The organism is Paracoccus sediminis (genome assembly GCF_900188295.1).
Taxonomy (GTDB): Bacteria; Pseudomonadota; Alphaproteobacteria; order Rhodobacterales; family Rhodobacteraceae; genus Paracoccus; species Paracoccus sediminis.
Genome location: NZ_FZNM01000007.1, coordinates 12,451 through 36,813, shown reverse-complemented (window position 1 = coordinate 36,813; position 24,363 = coordinate 12,451). Strand labels below are relative to the sequence as shown.

The following is a 24,363-nucleotide window of genomic DNA, read 5'->3' as shown; positions in this document are numbered from 1 at the left end:
TCCCCCCTTATCCCTTGTCCCGGACAGATTAGCCCGCCCCCGGCGAAACAGTCCACCGGTCGCCGCGGCTTGTATGCGTCCGCCCGTGGGCCTAGATTGCAACGATGCAACACGCAGCGCCCCTTATCGACCCTTTTGCGCGGCCGATCACCTATCTGCGGGTGTCTGTCACGGACCGCTGCGATTTCCGCTGCGTATACTGCATGGCCGAACATATGCAGTTCCTGCCCAAGGCCGAATTGCTGACGCTGGAGGAGCTGGACCGCCTGTGCAGCGCCTTTGTCGGCCTGGGGGTGCAGAAACTGCGCATCACCGGGGGCGAGCCATTGGTGCGCCGCAACATCATGGGCTTTTTCCACGCCATGTCGCGCCATCTGGGCGCGGGGCTGGAGGAATTGACCCTGACGACCAACGGCAGCCAGCTTGGTCGCTTTGCGGGCGAACTGGCCGATTGCGGCGTCCGCCGGGTGAACGTGTCGCTGGACACGCTGGATCCCGACAAGTTCGCCGCCATCACGCGCTGGGGCCGCCTGCCGCAGGTGCTGGACGGCATCCGCGCCGCGGCCGCCGCAGGGCTGCGGGTCAAGATCAACGTGGTGGCGCTGAGGGGCGTGAACGATGGCGAACTGTTCGACCTGGTCCGCTGGTGCGGCGATCAGGGCCATGACCTGACCTTCATCGAAGTCATGCCGATGGGCGATTTGGGCAACGAGGATCGGCTGGACCAGTACTGGCCGCTGTCCGACCTGCGCGCCCGGCTGGCCGAACGATTCACGCTGATGGACCTGGCGGAACGGACCGGCGGACCCGCCCGCTATGTCCGCTTGCGGGAAACCGGCCAGAAGATCGGCTTCATCACCCCGCTGACGCATAATTTCTGCGAAAGCTGCAACCGCGTCCGCCTGACCTGCACGGGCGAATTGTTCATGTGCCTGGGTCAGGAAGACAACGCCGACCTGCGCGCGCCGCTGCGGGCATCCGGCGATGATGCGGTGTTGATAGACGCCATCCGCGCCGCCATCGCGAATAAGCCCAAGGGCCATGATTTCGATTATTCGCGCCAGACCGTCACGGGCCAGATGACCCGGCACATGAGCCATACCGGCGGCTGACCGCTTCTTCTTCATTCAAATATCCTCTGGGGGTCCGGGGGGCGAAGCGCCCCCGGCCACCGCGGGACGCGTCACTCTGCCGCCGTCTGCGCCCCGGCCTCGGCCTCGATCTTCTCGGCCCGCTCCTCGACCAGTCCCACGATATGGTCGATCATCTGCGCGTTGGTCATCTTGTGGCTTTGCCGCCCGGCCATATAGACCATGCCGCTGCCCGCGCCGCCGCCGGTAAAGCCGATGTCGGTCATCAGCGCCTCGCCCGGTCCGTTCACGACGCAGCCGATGATCGACAGGGACATGGGCGTCTTGATGTGTTCCAGCCGCTTTTCCAAGGCCTCGACCGTCTTTATCACATCAAACCCCTGCCGGGCGCAGGATGGGCAAGAGATGATCTGCACTCCCCGGGTCCGCAGGCCCAGCGACTTGAGGATCTCGAATCCGACCTTCACCTCCTCGACCGGATCGGCGGACAGGCTGACGCGGATCGTGTCGCCGATCCCCATCCACAACAGCGTTCCCAGACCGACGGCCGATTTCACCGTGCCGCCCACGAAACCGCCCGCCTCGGTGATGCCCAGATGGATCGGCGCGTCCGTCGCCTCGGCCAATTGCTGATAGGCGGCGGCGGCCAAGAAAACGTCGGACGCCTTCACGCTGATCTTGAATTCGTGAAAGTCGTTGTCTTGCAGGATTTTGATATGGTCCAGCCCGCTTTCCACCATCGCGTCGGGACAGGGTTCGCCGTATTTTTCCAGCAGGTGCCGTTCCAGCGACCCGGCATTGACGCCGATGCGGATCGAACAGCCGTGGTCCTTGGCAGCCTTGATGACTTCGCGCACGCGCGCCGCGTCGCCGATATTGCCGGGATTGATGCGCAGGCAGGCCGCGCCCGCCTCGGCCGCCTCGATGGCGCGCTTGTAGTGGAAATGGATGTCGGCGACGATCGGCACCGGGCTTTCGCGGCAAATCTCGCGCAGCGCGCGCGTGGTTTCCTGGTCGGGCGCCGAAATCCGCACGATGTCGGCCCCGGCATCGGCAGCGCGGATCACCTGGTCCAGCGTGGCGCGCACGTCGTGGCCGTTGGTGTTGGTCATGGTCTGCACGCTGATCGGCGCATCGCCGCCCACCGGAACGTTGCCCACCATGATCTGTCGGGATTTCCGCCGCTCGATATTGCGCCAGGGACGGATCGGGTTCAGCGACATGGAGGCCTCCGCGGGTTCGCCCCTTGCAGATAAGCGATCCGGGGCGGGGCGGCAACCGCCGCACGGGGCTGTGATGGCGGTCAGGCGGGCAGGCGCAATGCCGTCATGACGCTGGCCAGCGTGCTGCGCGGCAGCATCAGCAGCATCCGGCCCTCGATCCGCAGCGTGACGACCCCGTTCGCGCAGTTCGACGTTCCGACCCGACCGCCCGGCGCGAACTCGATCCCCTCGATCGGCCATTCCAGGCCGGTGCTGATCCCGCGCGCCGGACCCATGGGATACAGGGACACCCGCGTTCCCGGCATCAGCGGCAGGGTCAGGCGCGGGGGGGCCATGAACACCACGTCGTCGGACGCCAGCAGGATCACGAAGGGCCGGGGAATGCTGGCCATGGTGGTCAGCGCCGACAGCGTATGGTCCAGCCGCAGCCCGGCAAAGCCCACGGCCATCACGAAGGGCGCGGCGATCCGGGTCAGGCATTTGGCGAAATCGGTGCTGTCCTGTTCCGCCACATGGCAGATACGGCCAGTCGGGATCATGCGGCGCGCGGATGGCGTGATGCTGTCCAGATCGCCGATCACCCAGTCGGGCGGCTGGCCCAAGGCAAGCGCCCGGTCGGCCCCGCCGTCCGCCGCCACCAGCGTCGGCGCCACCGCCAGGGCGCTGTGCAGGTCATAGGGTGTCGCCGTCCCGCCCCCGATCACGGTCACCCCCCGATCCGAGATGACCACCGGAGGGATCATTCCGCACGTCCGATACCGGAAAAGATCCGTTTCAGCGGCAGTATCCACAGCACGCCCAGACCGACATAGACGACGATCTCGACCAGGATCGGCTGGCGTCCGAAACGCGCATCCATCCAGTTCACCAGAGTGACCGCCGCGACGATGTACAAGGGCAGCCCAACGACAAGGATCAGCAGCGACAATCGCTTGCGTGTCTTCAGGTTCATGGCGCGTCCCCTTTCATCGTGGCGCAGGCCTTCCGGGGTTCAGGGTCCAGCCCCGCCCCCCCTCAATCCTGGAACGGATCCGTGACCAGGATCGTATCGTCCCGTTCCGGGCTGGTCGAGAGCAGCGCGACCGGGCATTGGATCAGCTCCTCGACCCGCCGGACATACTTGATCGCCGCCGCCGGAAGATCGGCCCAACTGCGCGCGCCTTGGGTCGATTCCTGCCAGCCGTCCATTTCCTCGTAGACCGGCGTGACCTGGGCCTGCAACGCGGCGGCGGTCGGCAGGTAATCGTAGGTCACACCGTCGATTTCGTAGCCCACGCAGATCTTCAGCGTCTCGAACCCGTCCAGAACGTCCAGCTTGGTCAGCGCGATGCCGTTCACGCCGCTGATCGCGCAGGTCTGGCGCACCAGAACCGCATCGAACCAGCCGCAGCGCCGCTTGCGCCCCGTGACGGTGCCGAATTCATGGCCGCGTTCGCCAAGCCGCTGCCCATCGGCGTCGTGCAGTTCGGTCGGGAACGGACCCTCGCCCACACGGGTGGTATAGGCCTTGACGATGCCCAGCACGAAGCCGATGGCCGATGGCCCCATCCCGGTCCCCGACGCCGCCATCCCCGACATAGTGGTCGAGCTGGTGACATAGGGATAGGTGCCAAAGTCGATGTCCAGCAGCGATCCCTGCGCGCCTTCGAACAGGATGCGCTTGCCGGCCTTGCGGGCGTCGGCCATGATCTTCCAGACCGGCTGGGCATAGGGCAGCAGCCTGGGTGCCACCGCCATCAGCCGGGCCTTCAGGTCGGCCCGGTCGATGGGGTCGGCCCCCAGGCCCTTGCGCAGCGCGTCGTGATGGGCCAGCAGCCGGTCCAGCCTCGCGTCCAGCGTTTCCTCGTCGCCCAGGTCGGCCACGCGGATCGTGCGGCGGCCAACCTTGTCCTCATAGGCCGGACCGATGCCGCGGCCGGTGGTGCCGATCCTGGCCTTGCCCGCCGCGTCCTCTCGCAGCTTGTCCAGATCCTGGTGCAAGGGCAGGATAAGCGGCGTATTTTCGGCGATCATCAGGTTTTCGGTGCTGATCGCGACACCCTGCGCCGACAGCTTCTCGATTTCCGAAAACAGCGCCCAGGGATCCAGCACCACGCCATTGCCGATCACCGCCAGCTTGCCTCCGCGCACGATGCCCGACGGCAGCAGCGACAGCTTGAAGACCTTTTCCCCGATGACCAGCGTGTGCCCGGCGTTGTGACCACCCTGGAAACGGGCGATCACGTCGGCCCGCTCGCTCAGCCAGTCGACGATCTTGCCCTTGCCCTCGTCGCCCCACTGCGCGCCGACAACCACCACATTGGCCATGAACGGTCCTTCCATCTGCCCGAAAAATGTCCGTTGCAGGGTCTAGCCCAAGGCTGGCCGGGGGGAAAGCCGCGATTTGCCCGCCGCGGGCCGCCGGCAGGCGCCCTTTTCCTTTTCCACGGCAGCCATTAGGGTGCCGCCGGGCTGAAGAGGTGCGAACCATGTCGTTCTTGTCGAAACTGCGCGATCGGCTGACGCGATCCTCCACGAAGATCGGCGAAGGGCTGGACGGCATCGTGGACGCCGCCCCCGAGGTTGTGCCCCAACCCGCGCCCGCGCCCTCTCCCGGACTGGTCGGCCGCCTGTTCGGCACCGCCCCCGCCGCGCCCCCCGAGGAACCCCGCCGCGCCTTGGACGACGCCATGCTGGAGGAACTGGAGGACATGCTGGTCCAGGCCGACCTGGGCGTCGATACCGCGCTGCGCGTCACCGCCAACATCGCCGAAGGCCGCATGGGCCGGCGGGTGTCATCGACCGAACTGCGCCAGCTGCTGGCGGGCGAAATCGCGCGGATCATGGCCCCGGTGGCCCGCCCCCTGCCCATCTATCCGAAAAAGCCCCAGGTCGTTCTGGTGGTGGGCGTCAACGGCGCGGGCAAGACCACCACCATCGGCAAGCTGGCCAGCCAGTTCCGCGCGGCGGGCAAGTCGGTGATGATCGCGGCGGGCGACACCTTTCGTGCCGCCGCCGTCGAACAGTTGCAGATCTGGGGCCAGCGGGCGGGCGTCCCGGTGATGGTCGCGGCCCAGGGCAGCGATCCGGCCAGCCTGGCCTTTGACGCCATGACACGGGCCGAGGCCGAGGGCGCCGACCTGCTGATGATCGATACGGCGGGGCGATTGCAGAACCGCGCGGATTTGATGGAGGAACTGGCCAAGATCGTCCGCGTGATCCGCAAGAAGGATCCGACCGCGCCCCACAACACCCTGCTGGTGCTGGATGCGACCACCGGCCAGAACGCGTTGAACCAGGTCGAGACGTTCCGCCAGCTTGCCGACGTGTCCGGCCTGGTGATGACCAAACTGGACGGCACCGCGCGCGGGGGCGTTCTCGTGGCGCTTGCCGACCGCTTCGGCCTGCCGATCCATGCCATCGGCGTGGGCGAACAGATCGACGACCTGGACGCCTTCGACGCGAACGACTTCGCGCGCGCGCTTGTCGGTCTCTAGGCCGTCTTCTTCATCCCAATATCCTCGGGGGGACGCGCAAGGCGCGTTGGGGGCAGACAGCCCCCTGCTAGGCTTCCAGCCCGAGCTGCGCCAGGAACGGACCGCAATCGGCCAGCGAGGCACGGTGCGCAAACAGCGTCGCCTGCGACCGCAGGATCGGATCCTCCGCCAGAACCTTCAAATTGTTCGCCCGCAGCGTTTCGCCGGAACTGGTGATGTCGGCGATCGCCTCGGCGGTCTGGTTCGCCACCGTCCCTTCGGTCGCGCCCTGCGAATCGACCAGTTGGTAATCGGCCACCTCGTGCGCGGCCAGCCAGGCGCGGACCAGACGGTGATACTTGGTGGCAATCCGCAGACGGAACCCGTGCACGGCGCGGAAATCGCGCGCAATGGCCGCGAAATCGTCCAGATCGACGCAATCGCGCCAACAGTCTGGAACGGCCAGGATCAGATCGGCATGGCCAAAGCCCATCGGCGCCACCTCGGCCACATCGCTTTTCCAGCCGGTCAGCTTTTCGCGCACCAGATCGGTGCCGGTCACGCCCAGATCGATCCGCCCGGCAGCCAGTTCGCGCGGAATCTCGCCCGCCGACAGCAGGATCAGCGACATGCCCTCGACGCCATCTACCCGCCCCGCGTATTCGCGGTCCGATCCGCTGCGCGACAGGGTGACGCCCCGCGCTGCGAACCACTCGAAGCTTTGTTCCATCAGCCGCCCCTTGGACGGCACGCCTAGCCGGATCATGCGGTCTCCAGTTCGGCGACAAGGCCGGGGCGGATGATGCCGCCGACCGCCGGGATGGCGCGCCCGCCCCGGCCCAGCACGGCGGTCAGCGCGTCATAGCGTCCGCCCGTCGCGATCGGGGGCCAGCCTGTGCGGCCGTCCGCCAGAAAACTGAAGGTGAAGCCGTCGTAATATTCCATGGTGCGATGGCCGTGGCTTGCATCGAACAGGACCGTTTCAGGCGCGACGCCCAGGTCGGCCAGCATCCCGGCCCGATCGTCGATCCGCCGGATGGCCGGGGCCAGATCAGGCCATTCCCGCGACAGATCCGTCAGTTCCCCAAGGGCCTTTGGCATGGCCGCGCTGATGGCGAACAGCCGGTCAAGCCGCGCGATCCAGGCGGGGTCCAGCGGCGCGGCATCCTGATCGGCCGCCAGACGGGCCATGCGCCGCTCCATCTCGGCCCTTGTCCGCAGCCCCGCCCAGGGGGCGGCGCTTTGCGCAACGTTGCGTCGCGCCGCAGGCCGGGAAAACCGCGCCAGCAGCCGCCCGAACCGCTTTGGGCGCCAGACGTGATGCAAAAGCGCATCGCGCCGCGCCTCCGACAGGGGCAGCGCGCGGACCGCATCCATCACCAGCCCCATGTCCCCCGTCACCGCCCGCAAGCCCCAGGGGGCCAGCAGCCGGTGGAACAGCGCGAAAACCTCGGCATCCGCCTGCGGATCATGGGCGAACAGTTCGAACCCTGCTTGCAGGTATTCGTTGTCGCGCGGATTGGCCGGACGTTCATCGCCCGGATCCTGCTTGCGGAACACCTCGCCCAGGTAACAATAACGCGCCGGTTCCGCGCCGCCCGCCATGTGCATCTGCACCACCGGCACGGTGAAATCGGGCCGCAACATCATCTCGCCCCGCAAGGGATCGGAGGAGGTGTAAGCGCGGGCGCGGATATCCTCGCCGTACAGATCGAGCAGCGTATCGGCGGGCAGCAGGATGTCGGGCGCGACCTCGACCGCGCCAGCTTCGCGGAAAGCGTTCAGGAAGCGTTGGCCGACGGCCTGCTTGTCGCGCTTGGGGATCACAGCGAATCTTGCCTGTGCAGGTCAGCTACACGCAAGTTTATCTCGTCTCGCAGCTTTTTAACTGCGGGCACTAACTCACATCGCGGAACCTCAAATTGCGTTGGTTGCGCTTTCCATTCCTCTCGGCTCATAGAATCAGCAAGCATTTCGCCTAAATAAAGGTCTTTGAGCAGCACTGAACCCTTGGAGACCTCATTTTCACCTTGAATAACTGCAATCGGAGAATCTCTACGATCCGCATATTTTAATTGATTTCCGAAATTCTTTGGATTTCCCAAATAAACTTCTGCACGAATTCCAGCAGCACGAAGTTCACTTGCTATTTTCAAATATTCTGCCATACGTTGGCGATCCATGACGGTGACGATCACCGGTCCTTCTCTCAACAGTACTCGGCTAAGTGAAATTGCTGCATATAGTCGGTCCACGCCGATGGACACGCCGGTTGCGGGCACTTTTTGGCCCGTAAAGCGTTCGACCAGACCGTCATACCGTCCGCCGCCCGCAACGGATCCGAACTGCCGCTTGCGGCCATTTTTGTCTGGGATGCTGATTAATTCTGCTTCAAAGACTGGACCGGTATAATAACCCAAGCCGCGCACGACGGAGGGGTCGATGATCGCCTGATTCTCTGTCACGCCCATGGCGGCCAGAAGTCTCGCAATCTCTGCCAATTCGTCGACCCCCTCGGCCCCAATGGCCGATCCGCCGACCGCCACGCGTAGGGCCTCCAGCGTCGCGGCGTTGTCATCACCCTTCGAGGTCAGGAAGGCCAGCACCGGCGCCGCCTGCGCCTCGGTCAGCCCTACCCCCTTAATCACCGCGCCGCTGTCGTCCTTACGTCCCGTGGTCAACAGAGCCAGCACGCCCTCGCGGCCCACCTTGTCGAACTTGTCGATCTGGCGCAGCACATCCTCGGCCTGGTCGGCGCGCACCTCGGCCGCCTCCAGCACACCGTTCAGCACCTTGCGATTGTTGATCCGCACGATGTAATCGCCGCGCGCAATCCCCACAGCCTCCAGCGCATCGGCCAGCATCGCGCAGATCTCGGCATCCGCCGCCACGGACGCAGACCCCACCGTATCCGCGTCGCACTGATAGAACTGCCGGAACCGCCCCGGCCCCGGCTTCTCGTTGCGCCAAACCGGCCCCATGGCATAGCGGCGATAGGGGATCGGCAGATCATTGCGGAACTGCGCCGCCACGCGGGCCAGCGGCGCCGTCAGGTCGTATCGCAGCGCCAGCCAGTCGCCCGACCCGCCGCCGGGGACGGCTTCCTCCTGCCACGCAAACACGCCTGCATTGGGGCGGTCCACGTCGGGCAGGAACTTGCCCAGGGCCTCGACCGTCTCGACGGCGCTGGTTTCCAGGGGATCGAAGCCATGCAGTTCGTAAACTTTACCGATGGCATCCAGCATCGCCTTGCGTTCGGTCACGTCCGCGCCGAAATAGTCGCGAAAGCCCTTGGGCGTGTCCGCCTTGGGACGGAGCTGTTTTTTCTGATCTTTCGCCATGGTCCTGCCTTTCCGGCCAAATCCGTGGCTGCCTTAACCGAAGGGACCGGCATGGACAAGGATACCGAGACGCGAATCCGGGCAGTCGAGGAAACGCTAGCCCACCTGACCCGCGTGACCGACGACCTGCACGAGGTCATCGCCCGCCAGGATGCCGAGATCGCCACCCTGACGCGCCGGGTCGAGATGCTGATGCGTTTCGCCGCCGAACATCAGGCCGATGCCGAAGGCACGATCCCGTTGGCCGATCAGCGCCCGCCGCACTGGTAGGATTCTTCTTCACCAAAATATCCTCGGGGGGTCCGGGGGGCGAAGCGCCCCCGGCTTATCCGCGCATCTGCCGGAACAGCGCCGCCAAATGTTCGGTCGAGGGGTCGTGGCCCGGCGCGTTCTCGCCCTGCAACAACGGCTCGACTTTCAGGGCCAGTTCCTTGCCCAGTTCCACCCCCCATTGGTCAAAGCTGTTGATGCCCAGGATCACGCCCTCGACGAATACCCGGTGTTCATACAGCGCGACGATCTGGCCCAGGGCAAAGGGCGTCAACTTCTCGATCAGCAGCGTGGTCGATGGCCGGTTGCCGGGGAACACGCGGTGGCGGGCCTGACGGTCCAGTTCGGCGCCTTCCAGCCCCTTGGAGGCCATCAGATCGCGCGCCTCGTCCAGGGTGCGGCCGCGCATCAGCGCCTCGGACTGGGCCAGGCAGTTGGCGGCCAGCAGGATGTGGTGATGGGCCAGATCATCCTCGTGGCCGCGCGCGGCCAGGATGAATTCGCAGGGGACCGGCGTCGTACCCTGATGGATCAGTTGATAAAAGGCGTGCTGGCCGTTGGTGCCGGGTTCGCCCCAGACGACCGGGCCGGACACCACCGCCAGATCGCTGCCGTCCATCGCCACGCGCTTGCCGTTCGATTCCATCTCCAGCTGTTGCAGATAGGCGGGCAGACGCAGCAGGCGGTTGTCATAGGGCAGCACGGCGCGGGTCGGATAGCCGCAGACCTGATGATGCCAGATGCCCACCAGGGCCAGCAGCACGGGCAGGTTTTCCGACAACGGCGCATTGCGGAAATGCCTGTCCATCGCGGCGGCGCCCGCCAGGAATTCGTCGAACCGTTCGTCGCCGATGGCCAGCATCAGCGACAGCCCGATCGGTCCCCAGACGGAATAGCGCCCACCGACCCAATCCTCGAATCCGAAGACGCGCGCAGGGTCGATGCCAAAATCCGCCGTCCTGCCGCTGGCCGAGGACAGCGCCACGAATTGCGCCGCCGGATCGGCCACGGCCTTTCCCATCCAGTCGCGCGCGGTCTGGGCGTTGGTCATCGTCTCGATGGTAGTGAATGTCTTGGATGCCACGATCACCAGCGTCGTCGCCGGGTCCAGTCCCTTCAGCGTGTCGGCGATGTCGGCGCCGTCCACGTTGCTGACGAAATGACAGCGCGGCCCATCGTGATAGGGCGCCATCGCCAGCACCGCCATATAGGGGCCGAGGTCGGATCCGCCGATGCCGATGTTGACCACGTCGGTGATCTTGCCGCCCTGCCCCTTGAACGCCCCGGACCGCACGTCGCGGGCGAAATCCGCCATCCGGTCATGCGTCTCGCGCACGGCGGGCATCACGTCCTGGCCGTCCACCGTCACGCTGCCGCGCAGGTTGCGCAGGGCGGTGTGCAGGACGGCGCGGTCCTCGGTCTCGTTGATCCGCTGGCCGGTGAACATCGCCTCGCGGCGGCCAGCCAGATCCGCGCCTTCGGCCAGTTCGACCAGCAAATCGCGGGCGCCCGTGTCGATCATGGTCTTGGACCAGTCGAAGACCAGGCCGTCCGCTTCCGTGCAAAAGGCGCGGGCGCGGGCGGGATCGGCGTCGAACAGGCCGGTGATGCGGGTGTCGCCCTGCGCTTGTCGATGGGATTTCAGGCGGCTCCAGATGTCGGTCATTCGGAAGGCTCCTTTGGGCGGCCTATTCGGCCCAGTGAACGATCGCGTTGTCCAGGAAGGCGCGGATCGGCGCCTCGATCGGGTCCAGCTTCTGCGCCTGCTCCAACGCCCTGCGCTTCTCGGGCCCCATGATAAGCACATGGACGTTCATCGCATCCGCCAGGGCCGTGCGGGTCAGGGTGATGCGCGGCTCCTCGGCCCCTTCGGCGCGGATCGGCAGGACCAGCGGGGCATCGGCTGCCAACCCCTCGGCCAGGCGGTCGGCGCCGGGGAACAGGCTGGCCGTGTGCATGTCGTTGCCCATGCCCAGCAGAACCACGGTGATCGGCAGATGCGGACGAATCGCATCCGCCAGCGGTCCCGCAGCCTCGTCCGGCATATCGGCCCCGGTATAAAGATCGATGTAATTCGCCGCCGCCGCACGGTCGCGCAGCAGATGGCGGCGCAGCAGGCGGCCGTTCGAACGCTTGTGTTCGCCGTCCACCCAGCGTTCGTCGCCCAAAAAGACCGTCACCCGGCTCCAGTCCAGGTCGGCCCCGCTGAGCGTTTCAAAGACAAGCGTGGGCGAGGTTCCGCCCGGCACGCACAGGCTGGCCGTGTCGTTGCCGCGAAGCTGCTGCGCCAATTGCGAGGCGATCTGATCGGCCAGCGACAGCGCCAGCATTTCCCGGTCCGGGTATTCCTTCAGTTCCATGCTCATCCGCGAATCTCCCTCCATCGCCTGTTGTCGCGATGCATAAGACGCAACGCTTCCTCGGGACCAGAGGATCCTGCGTCATAGGGTTCGGGACGACGCTTGCTGTCTTCCCAGGCGGTGATGACGGGATCGGTCCAGGCCCAGGCGGCCTCGACCTCGTCCCCGCGCATGAACAGGGTCTGGTTGCCCCGGATCACGTCCATGATAAGCCGTTCATAGGCGTCGGGCATGTCGCTGCCCTCCGCGCCCAACGCCTCGGCAAAGGACATGTCCAGCGGCACCTGCACCAGACGCATCCCCCCCGGCCCCGGTTCCTTTATCATCACCTTGAGGTTCATGCCCTCGTTCGGTTGCAGGCGGATGACAAGCTCGTTGGCCTTGGGCGCGCCGCTGTCGTCAAAGATCGAATGGGGCGGTTCGCGAAAGACGATGGCAATTTCGCTGGTTCGGGCGCGCAGCTTCTTGCCGGTGCGCAGGTAAAAGGGCGTGCCCTGCCAGCGCCAGTTGGAAATGCACACCTTCATCGCGACATAGCTTTCTGTCCGGGTGGCGGGGTTTTCCGAATCCTCGACATAGCCCGTGGATTTGCCGTCCGCCTGATACTGGCCACGAACGATGTCGCCGGGTTCGACGGGCTGCAAGGCGCGGATCACCTTCAGCTTTTCGTCGCGCACGGCGTTGGGGTCAAAGTGATAGGGCGGCTCCATCGCGATCAGGCACAAAAGCTGCATCATGTGGTTCTGCACCATGTCGCGGATCGCGCCGGACTTGTCGTAATAGCTGCCGCGCCCGGCCACGCCCACGGTTTCGGCAACCGTGATCTGGACGTGATCGACATACTGCGAATTCCACAGCGGTTCGAACAGGACGTTGGCGAACCGCACCGCCATCAGGTTCTGAACGGTTTCCTTGCCCAGATAGTGATCGATGCGATAAATCTGCTTTTCTTCGAAATGCCGGGCCAGCGTGGCGTTCAGCGCCCGCGCCGTTTGCAGGTCGCGGCCGAACGGTTTCTCAACAACGATCCGGCTTTTGCCGTCGGCAATGCCATGGGACGACAGACGTTCCGCGATGTCGCCGAACAGGGCGGGCGCGACCGAGAAATAGAAGGCATGGATCGCATCCTTGCGGATCCGGGCGCCGAGTTCCTGCCACCCGCCCTCGCCCTTGGCGTCGATGGCGGTATAGCCCAGCAGATCCAGGAATTGCGCCAGCCGGGGATCGTTCTTCTGGGCACCCCCGAATTCCACGATGGCCTGCGCGGCCTGTTCGCGAAAGGCGTGGTCGTCCTGTTCGGTCCGGGCGGCGCCGATGATGCGGGACGTTTCGGGGATCTGGCCCGCGACGAATCGCCGGAACAGGCCGGGCAGGATCTTGCGATGGGCCAGATCACCCGTTGCACCAAAGATCACAAGGTCGAAATCATCGACGGGAATGACGCGCGAGACCATGCTGTCCTCCTTGCGGTTGGAGATCGCCATATCTCTTGTTAGCGTTAACAGCAACTCGGTTCAACCTTTTGCGGCTTTGGCGGTCCGGGGCAGACGGCAGCGTTTGAGCATTTCTGCGGCAGTCATCGCGCCGCCCAGCGCATTCGCCTTGTCGCGGGCGGCCATGATGGCCGCGTTGACGGCCTGCGGATGATCGCAAAGGCGGTTCAGCAGAAAGGCGTCGGGGTGCATGGCGCGCAGGCCCAGCCCCGCCATCAGATTCCGGGGGAAATCCCGCAGGTTCGCGGTGACGATCAGATCGGCCTTGCCGGCCAGGGCGGTCTCGACGACATGCCGATCGGCGGGGTCGGGAAAATGCAGATCGATGGCCCGCATTCCGTCATCGGGCACTTCGGCGGTTGGAAAGCGGGCGCGCAGCAGGGCGATCTCGGCGCCCGCGACGGCATCCTGATCGGCGCCAAGCCGGGCCGCGGCATGGCGCCATTCGGCCAGGATGCGCGGCGACCATAACGGCGCGAACAGCCCGGCGGCGGCCAGATCGGTCAGGATTTCCCGCAGGATGGTGGGAAACAGGACATTGGCGTCAAGGACCGCGCGCATCAGTCCAACCGGAAGAACAGCGCCTTGAGATAGCCGGTTTCGGCCAGTTGCGGCAACATCGGATGATCCGGTCCCGCTTGTCCCGTATGGATCAGAACGCCCCGCCGCCCCCCGCGACCGATGCCGCGCGCGCTGGCGTTGCGGAACGCGGTCAGGTCCGCCGCATGGGAACAACTGCACAGCACCAGATAGCCCCCCGGCGCGACCAAGGGCGCGGCCAGTTTCGCCACACGTTCATAGGCGCGCAGACCGGCCTCCAACGCGGACTTGGCGGGGGCGAAGGCGGGCGGGTCGCAGACCACCAGATCGAAGCGTTTGCCGTCTTCCGCCAGTTTCTCCATGGCCTTGAAGGCATCGGATTGCACGGTGTCCAGACGATCGGCGGCACTCATGCGCCCTGCCCCACCCCTGGCCAGTTCCAATGCCGCCGCGCTGCCATCCACGCAGGTCGCATGGGACGCCCCCGCCGCCAGCGCCGCCAGACCGAAGCCGCCGACATGGCTGAACACATCCAGCACGGTCGCGTCCTTGGCCAACCGTTGCGCAAAGGCTTGGTTCGGCCGCTGGTCATAGAACAGCCCGGTTTTCTGTCCGCCCATCAGGTCGGCCAGATAGGTCGCGCCGTTCATCGGCACCGGCATGGGTTCGGTCGGTGCCTGGCCGCGCAGAACCTCCATCCGCTCCTCCAGCCCCTCCAGCCCGCGCGCGCGGCCCTGCCCGTTCAGGATCACGGTGGACACGCCCGTCAGGTCCACCAGGGCATCGGCCAGATCGTCGGCCATCCGGTCGGCCCAGGCGGCGTTCGGCTGGATCACCGCCGCATCGCCGAAACGGTCAATCACCAGGCCCGGCAGCCCGTCCGCCTCGGCATGGATCAGCCGATAGAACGGCGCGTCGTACAGCCGCTCGCGCAGGTGCAGGGCGCGCATCAGTCTGGCCCGCAGCCATCCGCTATCGACCACCGCCTGCGGGTCGGTATCCATCACCCGTCCCACGATCTTGGAGTTGGGGTTGACCGTCACCAGGGCCAAAGGCTTGCGCTCGGCATCCTCGAGCACCGCGAAACTGCCCGCGGGCATCGCGCGGGTGCGGCGGTCCAGAACCGCCTCGTCGGCAAAAACCCAGGGAAATCCGTGGCGGATCGCCTGGGGCTTGGACTTCGGGCGCAGGCGCAGCACGGACAGGTCGGTCATCGGGTTCATCCTTTTCGCGCCCCGGATCTGGCATGGCGCCCTGCCCGGCACAAGGCCGCAGACCCCGCGATCAGGCAACCGACAAGCAAGGTTGAACCGTTATCGCTAACAAAGTATATTCCCTGTACCGCAGAAGGAGCCAGCCCATGACCCTGCACGCCACCATCGACCGCGTCACCGACCGGATCCGCGCCCGGTCCCGCACCGGACGCGAGGCCTATCTGGCCAAGATCGCCAAGGCGGCCGAGGATGGGCCGCGCCGCGCGCATCTGTCCTGCGGCAATCAGGCCCATGCCTATGCGGCCATGCCGGACAAGGACGACCTCGCCCTGTCGCGCAAGCCCAACATCGGCATCATCACCGCCTATAACGACATGCTGTCGGCGCATCAGCCCTATGAACGGTTCCCCGACCTGATCCGCCGCGCGGGCCATGCCGCAGGCGCGACCGTCCAGGTCGCGGGCGGCGTGCCCGCCATGTGCGACGGCGTGACCCAGGGCCGTGCGGGGATGGAACTGTCGCTGTTTTCCCGCGACGTGATCGCCTTGGCCGCGGGGGTCGGGCTGTCGCACGACTGTTTCGATGCGGCCCTGTATCTGGGCGTGTGCGACAAGATCGTTCCGGGCCTGGTCATGGCCGCCGCGACCTTTGGCCACATCCCGGCGGTCTTTCTGCCCGCCGGACCCATGCCGTCCGGCCTTCCCAACGACGAAAAATCCAAGGTCCGCCAGCAATTCGCCGCGGGCGAGGTCGGCCGCGACGCGCTGATGGCGGCGGAAATGGCGTCCTATCATTCGGCAGGCACCTGCACCTTCTACGGCACCGCGAATTCGAACCAGATGCTGATGGAGTTCATGGGCCTGCACCTGCCCGGCTCCAGCTTCGTGAACCCCAACACCCCCTTGCGCGACGCCCTGACCGTGGCGGGCGTCCAGCGCGCGGCCGCGATCACCCGGCTTGGCAACGATTTTCTGCCCGCGGGCGAGGTTCTGGACGAAAAGGCCTTTGTCAACGGCATCGTCGGCCTGATGGCGACGGGCGGATCGACCAACCTGGTCATGCACATCCCCGCAATGGCCAAGGCGGCGGGCATCCTGATCGACATCGAGGATTTCCACGACATTTCCGAAACCGTGCCGCTGATGGCGCGCGTCTATCCCAACGGCCTCGCCGATGTGAACCATTTCCACGCGGCGGGCGGTATCGGCTACATGATCGGCCAGTTGCTGGAGGCCGGGATGCTGCATCCCGATGTCAAGACGATCAACGGCACCGGCCTCGACGGCTATACCGCCGAACCCAAGCTGGAGGGAGAGGCGATCCGGTGGGAGGAAGGGTCGCGCGACAGCCTGAACGACCGGATCCTGCGCCCGGCTGCCGATCCCTTCGCCATGACGGGCGGGCTAAAGCAGTTGGGCGGCAACCTTGGCCGGGGAGTTATCAAGGTCAGCGCGGTCGCCGAAGAACGCCATGTCATCGAGGCCAAGGCCCGCGTGTTCACCGACCAGGATCAGGTCAAGGACGCCTTCAAGGCCGGACAATTCACCGAGGATACGATCGTCGTGGTCCGTTTCCAGGGTCCGCGTGCGAACGGGATGCCCGAACTGCATTCCCTGACGCCGCTCCTTGCCGTGCTGCAAGATCGCGGTCTCAGGGTCGCTCTGCTGACCGATGGCCGCATGTCGGGTGCCTCGGGAAAGGTTCCGGCCGCGATCCATATTGCGCCGGAAGCCTCGGTCGGCGGGCCTTTGGCGCGCGTCCGGGACGGTGACATCATCCGCTTGGACGCGGTGACGGGCACGATCGACTGCCTGGCCCCTGATTTCGAATCCCGTCCGGCCGTCCCCTATGACCCCAAATCCAGCAGCGAAGGGATGGGCCGCGAACTGTTCGCCGCCTTCCGCGCCGTGGCCGGACCCGCAACCGAAGGCGCGGGCGTGGTGGTCTAAAGGTTGGACCTTGGCAATCCCCCTGCCAGGGTTTACGCACAGCACCGGAGCAGTGGCCGAGCGGTCTAAGGCAGCGGTCTTGAAAACCGCCGGGCCAGTGATGGTCCCGTGGGTTCGAATCCCACCTGCTCCGCCACTTGCCCTCGCGAAAAGGTTCTCCCGATCCGGCTGCGGCCGGATTTTTCTGTTGTTTTCGCGGGTTATGCGGGTGGGGCTGAGCACTGGCCTCGGCGCCAAGTGGCCCGGACGCGGTCTCTCAGGGCCGATATTCTCTGGACCTTATGACTGCGCGGATTTGGTGAATTTCTTGCAATGCATTGGTGTGCAATGAAAATTTCAAGCGCCAGAAATTGACTTCGATGCCAGGGGCGCTCGGTGGGACGGGACCGGGGTCGAACTTTCGCCGGAGTTGGTTAAGTGAAAGCGCGACGCTCGACTTCTGAGCAAAGCGATTGCCACAGTGCCGCATCGATTTGTGTGGCACGCCGAGCCATCAATCCGTCCCAGCGTCTAGACCGAGAGGCAAAGGTGGCAGACCGAGTTCCTCAAGATACCCGTTGTGCGTCTTCGCCGCTGACTGGATTTTTTTCTGAATAGCGCCAAGCTGGCCGTGCACAACGGCAAGCTCGACTTCCTGCTCGGTTCCGGCCGTGCTCACATAGCGAGAGATGTTGAGATTGAAGTCGTGCTCTCTCTCGATCTCCTCGAGACTGATCACCCGCGAATAGAGGTCTTCTTCCTTGCGGTGCTTGTAGGTTTCGACGATCTTATCGATGTGCTCGGGCAGAAGCGCATTCTGCCGCTTGCCTGGCTGAAAATGCTCGGCCGCGTTGATAAACAGCACGTCATCGGTCCGTTTGCACTTTTTCAGCACCAGGATGCACACAGGGATTCCGGTCGAGTAGAACAGCTTGGCCGGCAGGCCGATCACGGTGTCGATATTGCCGTCCTTCAGGAGCTTGGTGCGGATCGATTTCTCGGCGCCGCCTCGGAACAGAACGCCATGAGGCAGGATTATCGCCATGGTTCCGTCCTTAGCCAGGAAGTGGAACCCGTGCAGCAGAAAGGCGAAATCTGCTGCCGACTTGGGCGCGAGGCCGTGGTCCTTGAAGCGGAAATCCTTCGCTATTTCCTCAGTCGGATTCCAGCGGTAGCTGAAGGGCGGGTTAGCGACTACTGCATCGAACTCGACCTTTTTCGCTGGATTCGGCTCGCGCAGGATGTCCCAGTCGTTTTCCAAGCTGTCGCCATGGTGGATGTCGAACTCGCTGTCCCGCATCCCGTGCAGCAGCATGTTCATCCGGGCGAGGTTGTAGGTGGTGATGTTCTTTTCCTGCCCGTAGATCTTTCCGATACCATGTTTACCCATTTGCCCTCGCACGTTGAGAAGCAGTGAGCCCGAGCCGCAGGCGAAATCGTAGACGCGGTTCAGCTTGTCGCGCTTGCCCGATGCCGGGTCCTGACTGTCGAGCGTCACGATGCCCGACAGTATGCTGGAGATCTGTTGCGGGGTGTAGAACTCGCCAGCCTTCTTACCTGATCCCGCGGCAAACTGGCCGATCAGGTATTCGTAGGCATCTCCCAGAAGGTCGCGCTCGCTGGGGAACCCGGCGAGCCCTTCGGCGATCTTCTGAATGATCGTGCAAAGCCGCGCGTTGCGTTGCGGATAGGTCCTGCCCAGCTTGTCGGAATCGAGGTTGATCTCGGAAAAGAGGCCCTGAAAGTTCGAAGAGAAGGACTCGGTCTCGATGAACCTGAAGCCGGCTTGCAGTGTCCTGAGAAGCGCGTCGCTCTGGGTACGGGCCATCTCGGCGATGGAACTCCAGAGGAATTCAGGTTTGATGACGTAATGTACTTTGCGGCGCATCACCGCCTCGAATTCCGCCGTGTCCTCCGGGTTTCGGTCATACCAGACGGCGAGCGGCGAACGGCGGTCGTTTGTCGGCAATTCGGGCCAGTCGGCTCCAAGCTCAGTCTTGGCTGCGTCCTCGTAATTTTGCGACAAATACCGCAGGAATAGGAACGAAAGCATGTAGTCGCGGAAATCGTCCGCGTTCATCGCGCCGCGCAGTTCGTCGGCGATGGCCCAGAGTGTCCTGCCCAGCCTAATCTGGTCCTGTTCGGTCATGCTGCTGTCTCCTCTGCTTCAACCACAGGGAAAAGTTCGGGGTTGAAGCGATAGTCGTTCATGAAGTTCTCGAGTATCTTGCGGAAGATGTCCTTGTTCTCTGGCAGCATCTCGGCCGGCTCGAACAGGGAGTAACCGCCGTGGCTCAGGAGCTGCACATAGCGGAAATGCAGCGTGCCGTCCTCGTCATCCGGGTCGCGCTTCATCACGTCGCCGAAATGGGTGAACCCATGAAAGGTAGCGGTCTTCTCGATTATGCTGCGCAGGATCGTGAAGTGATAGGTGAAAAGACTTCCCGACTGTTCAGCCTCGTGTAGCGCCTTCAGCATCGTAACATGGTAGAAGCGCGGTGTCTGGCCCGTATCGCGCAGCTGCCAGCCAACCGCCTCACGGCTCAGGAAGAACTGCCAGGGCCTGCTCAACTCGTTGCACAGCACGTTAAAGAAAAGCGTGTGGTGGGAGGAGACTACGGCCTTCAGTCTGTCCTGGTCCTTCAACATCCGGGCCAGATGCGCCGCCACGGCGATGGCGTTATTTTCGTCAAGCGAAGAGATGGGATCGTCGATGAACAGGTATTTCACCCAGTCATAGGCTTCCTGCCCATCCATCGCCAGTTGCGCCACTGCCAGGAAAAAGCACCAGATGAACAGGTTCTCCTCGCCGCGCGAGATCTTGATGGGCACAGGTACATCTTCGTCCCTGGCGTTCTTCGCCGTCTCGCGCCAGAAGAGGACCGTGCCCGCGCCATAGTCGATCTGGAAGTCGAAGTCGGCATGGCGCCGCAACAGTGGGCGGATGCGGTTTTCCATCTCGAGCTCGGCGAGCCCGTTGAAGAAGGCGGAGGCCGTGTTCATCCGCAGCACGCGGTCACGGTCATTTTCCAGGTCGTTGTCCCAGCTGAAGAGGTCTTCGGTGAAGGCGTTGAAATAGAGCGTGTCACGGGCCGTAACCGCACCGCCCTCGTCGCGCGCCTTACCGAGTTCCTTGAACGCCATCGACAGGCGTGTCTTGCCGGTGCCGTTGTGGGCAAAGAGCAACGTGCATTTCTTGTTCTTCGCCTCGATCTCCTGCCGCAGGTGGGCGGCAAGCGCTTCGGGCGTGGCGAAGGTCTGCGTTTCAGCCATGGTTCAACCGGCCTCCCGCGGCAAAAGCTGCTGCATCAGGCCGTGCTTGTAATTTTTCAGCGTTTCGATCTGCTCGCCCTGCGCCCGGATCAGCTCGTCGAGCGATGACAGGCAATCGGCAATCTCTTGTTGTTCTGCTAGTAAGGGGGGAACTGCCAGTTGAAGCCTTTCCAGTTGCGTAGGGTAAAGATGAACAACGGAGTCACCTTGCGCGACTTTGCTGATTTCCGATTGCAGATTGCCGCGTATGTAATAGGCCAAAAAGCACCCCTGCAATGGCGTGCGAAGAATGTTTAGGTCACTCCCCAAAGCAACGCCTGCCGATGTTACACACGATGCCGTTGCGATATCCTCCTTCGTCTCTCCAGATGCCGGAATGATCACATCGCCTTCTTCGCTAAGGACAAGATCTGCTGGATCGGCGTCAGTACGCGAAGCTACCTCACGAATGATCTCGCCATAAACTGTGTAGAGCTCGCCGTAGCGGACGCATGGCAACGCACCGTCCGGCGCAATGTCGGACTTGGATATGCCCTTGCCTTTGACGATCGTTCCTATCTCCCCCAACCGCTTCACGTCCCATGGGCCGGCGTTGCGGAATTCTGGGAAGCGCAGGCGGGGCACGGTCTCGTCGGTGCGGGGGAAAAGGCGTTGCATCAGTCCGCGCTTGTGGTCCTTCAGCGCCGTCAGCCGCGCGCCTTCCCCCCGGATCATATCGTCGAGCGAGGTCAGGAAATTTGCGATCTTCTCTTGTTCGCCAGATTCCTTTCGAGGATACGGAACAAGCTTTTCCTTGAGTGCTGAGAAGTGGCGGTTGTAGCCCTTTTGCTCGACAGGATTTGCCTGCAACGAACGAAAAAGAAAGAGCGCACCGATCTCTTCAGACGGCGACAGGATCTTGATGCCATCCGCACCCTGAGCAAAGGGAGACTCCGCCAGTTTCACAACGCAAGAGTGATCGCCGAAGATCACGACCGGGAAATCTGCCTCGATCAGCGCGGTTTCGTCATCGGTCCAACCACAAATGTCAGCCGGTGACTGATCGATGATTGGGATTTGACCGGACGACTGATAATCGGTCGTCTGGATTTTCTTGGGCGGTGTGATCGTGGTGATCAGCTCCCCCAACCGCTTCACCTCCCACGGCCCGGCATCGAGGAATTCGGGAAAGCGCAAGCGGGGGACGGGGCCGTGTTTTTGGGCTTCAGTTTTCTTCATAGACTTCCAGCCCCGAAATCTCGCGTCCCTCGGCTTTGCGACGAAGAAGCGGGATCAAGTCTTCCAATAGCGCCAGCTCGGCCCGCGCGCGCGCCTTCCATCCCAGCCCCTTGGGCTGAAACAGATCGGCTAGCGCGTCGGGGTCGAAGATGTAGCGGTCGAGGATCAGATCAACGAAGCGCTGCAGCGCCTCGGCCGGCAGGTCGTGCGCCTCGGCGATGCGGGCCAACTCGGCCGCCTGCCGCACGGCCTTGAAGCGCTCATAGCCCTTGCGGATGTCCTCCTCGCTCAGTCCCTGGCCCTCGGTCAGACTGGCGACAAAGGCCTCGAGATCGTCGCGCTCCTCCATTAGCCGGGCGGAGGAGGCAAGAAGGCGCATCAGTTCTTCGCGCGTCATCTTCTGCCGCTGCGGCGCAGCCTGGCTAAAGCGTGCGATGAGCCGCATGATATAGTCGTAATCGATAAGCGCCGAGTCGAAGAGTACGAATTCGAAATCGAGCTGTTCGGCGGGGCTGGCGGGGTCGGCCTTGGTACGGGCTTCCTCTTGCAGGCGCCGGGCGACCTCGAGATACTGAGCCGAGAAGGCGCGCAAGTCGTCGCGAGGGATCAGCGCCTCGATCTGCGCTTTCTGCTCATTGGTCAGGTCTGTATACTGGTCGAGCTGGGTGGCGAGCCGCTTGACCTCTTTGAAGCGTTCGATGAAACCCGCGCGCGCCTCGTCGCCCTTGAGGTTGCTCGCCTCCTCGGGGCGGGCCTGAAGCCCACGGGCCGCCATGAATTCCATCAGCTTCTCGGTGGCGTCTTCGAGCTTCCCGATCACCTTCGGCGCGGGATCGACCAGCCAGACCTCCTTGGCGCGGTCTTGCGCTTCACCCGAGAAGAGCGCAATGGCCTCGTCCACGGCGTCGCGCTGGGCTCGGAAGTCGAGGATATTGCCGTAGGGTTTGGAATCATTCAGCACCCGGTTGGTGCGCGAAAAGGCCTGAATGAGGTTGTGATATTTCAGGTTCTTGTCGACGTAGAGAGTGTTCAGATACTGCGAGTCGAAGCCGGTGAGCAGCATGTCCACCACGATGATGATGTCGATTTTCCTGGCGTGTGGCAGGTCGACATTGGGATACTTCTGATCCTTTATCCGTTGCTGGATGTCCTGATAGTAGCTGTCGAAATTCGACAGATCGTGGTTGGTGCCGTAGCGGGCGTTGTAATCGGCGATGATTTCGGCCAGCGCCGCCTTTTTGCGGCCGGGATCCTTCTTGTTGTCCTCCAACTCCTGAGGCAGGTCCTCCTGCAGCTGGGCCACGTCGCGGTTGCCCTCGGCCGGGGGCGAGAAGACACTGGCGATGTTGAGCGGCCGGAAATCTTCGTCTGCCGCGGCGCGCTCGGTCTGGATTTCTTGGAAAAGGCGGACATAATCGATGGCGTCGTCGATCGAGGCTGTGGCGAAGAGCGCGTTGAATTTCCGCTGGTTGGCGGCGGCGTCGTGCTTTGTCAAGATCGCCTCGACCACGGCTCGCTTGGCCACGGTCTCTCCCGGCTTGATTGATGCGCCGTCGGGTTTGAAATAGTCGACATGGAAGCGCAGAACGTTACCGTCGTCGATGGCATGGGTGATCGTGTAGGCGTGGAGTTCCTTTTCGAAGATGTCCTCTGTGGTGACGAGGCTCGCCTCTCTTCCCTCGACCCGGCTGTAGCTGGCATTCCGCGGGAAGATTGGCGTACCGGTGAAACCGAAGAGCTGGGCGTTGGGGAAGAAATCTCGAATCGCCTTGTGGTTCTCGCCGAACTGCGAGCGGTGGCATTCGTCGAAGATGAAGACGATGCGCTTTTCGCGCAGCGGATCGAGGCGCTCGCGATATTGCCGCTTGTTCGTGCCGTCGAGTGCTAGGCCCAGCTTCTGGATTGTGGTGACGATCACCTTGTTCCTATAGTCGTCGGACAATAGCCGCTGCACGAGGGTTTCTGTGTTTGTGTTCTCCTCGACGCAACCAGGCTGGAAGCGGTTGAACTCGTCGCGCGTCTGTTTGTCGAGATCCTTCCGGTCGACGACAAATAGGCATTTTTCGATGTCAGGATTGTCCTTGAGCAGGGTTGAGGCCTTGAACGAGGTCAGCGTCTTGCCTGACCCGGTGGTGTGCCAGATGTAGCCGTTTCCCCGGTTCTCGTGGATACAGTCGACGATCGCCTTGACCGCATAGACTTGGTAGGGGCGCATCATCATTACTTTCCGCTCGTTCTGGATGAGCACCATGTAGCGGCTGATCATCTCGGCGAGCGTGCATTTGGCTAGGAACTGCTCGGCGAATTCCGAGAGATGCTCGACTTTCCTGTTATCGCGGGCTGCCCAGCGATATATCGGCAGGAATCTCTCCTCGACATTAAAGGAGAAATGCTCGTTGTTGTTATTCGCGAAATACCAAGTCTGGCTGCGGTTGCTGACGACGAATAGCTGAGTGAGGCACAGCAGGCTGTTGCCGTAACCGTTTCCGGGGTCGTTTCTGTAGTCGATGATCTGCTGCATCGCTTTTCGGGGCGACACCTGTAGCGACTTAAGCTCGATCTGTACAAGCGGCAAACCGTTGAGGAGCAAGAGAACATCATAGCGATGATGGCTGGTCCGTGTATTCATCCGCAGCTGGCTGACGACCTCGAAGGTGTTCCTGCACCAGTCCTTCAGATTCACCAGTTGGTAGTGCAGCGGTGTTCCGTCTTCGCGCTCGAAAGTATTCCAGTTCCGCAGGCGCTCCGCATTCGTGAACACGTCAGGTGTCACGATCACTTCGAGGAGTCGCTCGAACTCGCTGTCCGTCAATTTGACCCGGTTCAGAGTTTCGAATTTGTCGCGGAAATTTCGCTCAAGCTCATCGCGATCACGAATGTCATCGCGCTGCGAATACTTGAGGCTCGCGAGCTTTGTAATGAGTTCTTGCTCGATTTCAGCTTCTTTTGTCATTCAT

20 protein-coding genes and 1 tRNA gene are annotated in these 24,363 nt (G+C 63.5%); 5 read left to right on the top strand and 16 right to left on the bottom strand.

Annotated elements, in window-relative coordinates:
* Window positions 1–104 precede the first annotated feature (104 nt).
* The gene (moaA, locus tag CHB77_RS11075; RefSeq protein ID WP_089388284.1) at window positions 105–1,112 is read left to right on the top strand and encodes a GTP 3',8-cyclase MoaA; all 1,008 of its coding nucleotides are present in this window, start codon (window positions 105–107) and stop codon (window positions 1,110–1,112) included.
* Between the two features lie 71 nt (window positions 1,113–1,183).
* Here the strand turns inward: moaA and ispG are convergent, their stop codons facing one another.
* From ispG to CHB77_RS11055, 4 genes are all read right to left on the bottom strand, one after another.
* Complete coding sequence (ispG, locus tag CHB77_RS11070; protein WP_089388283.1) at window positions 1,184–2,314, bottom strand: flavodoxin-dependent (E)-4-hydroxy-3-methylbut-2-enyl-diphosphate synthase; 1,131 nt, start codon at window positions 2,312–2,314, stop codon at window positions 1,184–1,186.
* Between the two features lie 80 nt (window positions 2,315–2,394).
* Entirely contained in the window at window positions 2,395–3,057 is a 663-nt protein-coding gene (locus CHB77_RS11065; protein WP_089388282.1) for a thiamine diphosphokinase, read from the bottom strand.
* Window positions 3,054–3,266 (bottom strand): DUF2842 domain-containing protein, encoded by a 213-nt coding sequence (locus tag CHB77_RS11060; RefSeq protein WP_089388281.1) that lies wholly within the window; start codon window positions 3,264–3,266, stop codon window positions 3,054–3,056. Before CHB77_RS11060 ends, CHB77_RS11065 begins: the two co-directional genes overlap by 4 nt.
* Before the next feature lie 62 nt (window positions 3,267–3,328).
* Complete coding sequence (locus CHB77_RS11055) at window positions 3,329–4,621, bottom strand: adenylosuccinate synthase (RefSeq protein WP_089388280.1); 1,293 nt, start codon at window positions 4,619–4,621, stop codon at window positions 3,329–3,331.
* Between the two features lie 161 nt (window positions 4,622–4,782).
* Here CHB77_RS11055 and ftsY point away from each other — a divergent pair, with 161 nt between their 5' ends.
* Window positions 4,783–5,790: a signal recognition particle-docking protein FtsY gene (ftsY, locus tag CHB77_RS11050; RefSeq protein WP_089388279.1), complete on the top strand. Its 1,008-nt coding sequence runs from the start codon at window positions 4,783–4,785 to the stop codon at window positions 5,788–5,790.
* Window positions 5,791–5,857: 67 nt separating this feature from the next.
* Here ftsY and hisG read toward each other — a convergent pair whose 3' ends face one another.
* The 3 genes from hisG to hisS are packed head-to-tail and all read right to left on the bottom strand — an operon-like array spanning window position 5,858 to window position 9,110.
* Window positions 5,858–6,535 carry an ATP phosphoribosyltransferase gene (gene hisG / locus CHB77_RS11045; protein WP_089388278.1) on the bottom strand — a complete coding sequence of 226 codons (678 nt, stop codon included), beginning with the start codon at window positions 6,533–6,535 and terminating at the stop codon, window positions 5,858–5,860.
* Window positions 6,532–7,593 (bottom strand): ATP phosphoribosyltransferase regulatory subunit, encoded by a 1,062-nt coding sequence (locus CHB77_RS11040; protein WP_089388381.1) that lies wholly within the window; start codon window positions 7,591–7,593, stop codon window positions 6,532–6,534. The genes hisG and CHB77_RS11040 overlap by 4 nt, the downstream gene beginning before the upstream one ends.
* Window positions 7,593–9,110 (bottom strand): histidine--tRNA ligase, encoded by a 1,518-nt coding sequence (gene hisS / locus CHB77_RS11035; protein WP_089388277.1) that lies wholly within the window; start codon window positions 9,108–9,110, stop codon window positions 7,593–7,595. Before hisS ends, CHB77_RS11040 begins: the two co-directional genes overlap by 1 nt.
* A gap of 51 nt (window positions 9,111–9,161) precedes the next feature.
* On the opposite strand from hisS, the gene CHB77_RS11030 reads away from it, so the two are divergent.
* A complete protein-coding gene (locus CHB77_RS11030) occupies window positions 9,162–9,380 on the top strand; it encodes a SlyX family protein (protein WP_089388276.1) in 219 nt (72 codons plus the stop codon).
* Window positions 9,381–9,435: 55 nt separating this feature from the next.
* On the opposite strand, the gene pgi is transcribed toward CHB77_RS11030, so the two are convergent.
* Genes pgi through CHB77_RS11005 form a run of 5 tightly spaced genes read right to left on the bottom strand, consistent with a single transcriptional unit; the run spans window position 9,436 to window position 14,987 of the window.
* Window positions 9,436–11,046 carry a glucose-6-phosphate isomerase gene (gene pgi / locus CHB77_RS11025; RefSeq protein ID WP_089388275.1) on the bottom strand — a complete coding sequence of 537 codons (1,611 nt, stop codon included), beginning with the start codon at window positions 11,044–11,046 and terminating at the stop codon, window positions 9,436–9,438.
* A gap of 22 nt (window positions 11,047–11,068) precedes the next feature.
* Window positions 11,069–11,740, bottom strand: coding sequence for a 6-phosphogluconolactonase (pgl, locus tag CHB77_RS11020; protein ID WP_089388274.1), 672 nt, complete (start codon window positions 11,738–11,740; stop codon window positions 11,069–11,071).
* A 2-nt stretch (window positions 11,741–11,742) separates the two neighbouring features.
* Entirely contained in the window at window positions 11,743–13,194 is a 1,452-nt protein-coding gene (gene zwf, locus CHB77_RS11015) for a glucose-6-phosphate dehydrogenase (RefSeq protein ID WP_089388380.1), read from the bottom strand.
* 60 nt (window positions 13,195–13,254) lie between these two features.
* A complete protein-coding gene (locus CHB77_RS11010) occupies window positions 13,255–13,794 on the bottom strand; it encodes an RSP_2648 family PIN domain-containing protein (RefSeq protein ID WP_089388273.1) in 540 nt (179 codons plus the stop codon).
* Entirely contained in the window at window positions 13,794–14,987 is a 1,194-nt protein-coding gene (locus CHB77_RS11005; RefSeq protein WP_089388272.1) for an RSP_2647 family RNA methyltransferase, read from the bottom strand. The genes CHB77_RS11010 and CHB77_RS11005 overlap by 1 nt, the downstream gene beginning before the upstream one ends.
* Window positions 14,988–15,133: 146 nt before the next feature.
* Here CHB77_RS11005 and edd point away from each other — a divergent pair, with 146 nt between their 5' ends.
* On the top strand, window positions 15,134–16,936 hold the full coding sequence (edd, locus tag CHB77_RS11000) for a phosphogluconate dehydratase (protein ID WP_089388271.1): 1,803 nt from the start codon (window positions 15,134–15,136) through the stop codon (window positions 16,934–16,936).
* Window positions 16,937–16,982: 46 nt separating this feature from the next.
* Window positions 16,983–17,072 (top strand) — tRNA-Ser (locus CHB77_RS10995).
* Window positions 17,073–17,429: 357 nt separating this feature from the next.
* On the opposite strand, the gene CHB77_RS10990 is transcribed toward CHB77_RS10995, so the two are convergent.
* From CHB77_RS10990 to CHB77_RS10975, 4 genes are read right to left on the bottom strand one after another with little or no spacing between them, the layout of a single operon-like run.
* Window positions 17,430–19,064 (bottom strand): type I restriction-modification system subunit M, encoded by a 1,635-nt coding sequence (locus CHB77_RS10990; RefSeq protein ID WP_089388270.1) that lies wholly within the window; start codon window positions 19,062–19,064, stop codon window positions 17,430–17,432.
* The gene (locus tag CHB77_RS10985) at window positions 19,061–20,188 is read right to left on the bottom strand and encodes an ATP-binding protein (protein WP_089388269.1); all 1,128 of its coding nucleotides are present in this window, start codon (window positions 20,186–20,188) and stop codon (window positions 19,061–19,063) included. Before CHB77_RS10985 ends, CHB77_RS10990 begins: the two co-directional genes overlap by 4 nt.
* Window positions 20,189–20,191: 3 nt before the next feature.
* Window positions 20,192–21,406, bottom strand: coding sequence for a restriction endonuclease subunit S (locus CHB77_RS10980; RefSeq protein ID WP_089388268.1), 1,215 nt, complete (start codon window positions 21,404–21,406; stop codon window positions 20,192–20,194).
* Window positions 21,393–24,359 carry a type I restriction endonuclease subunit R gene (locus CHB77_RS10975; protein WP_089388267.1) on the bottom strand — a complete coding sequence of 989 codons (2,967 nt, stop codon included), beginning with the start codon at window positions 24,357–24,359 and terminating at the stop codon, window positions 21,393–21,395. Before CHB77_RS10975 ends, CHB77_RS10980 begins: the two co-directional genes overlap by 14 nt.
* Window positions 24,360–24,363: the final 4 nt, after the last annotated feature.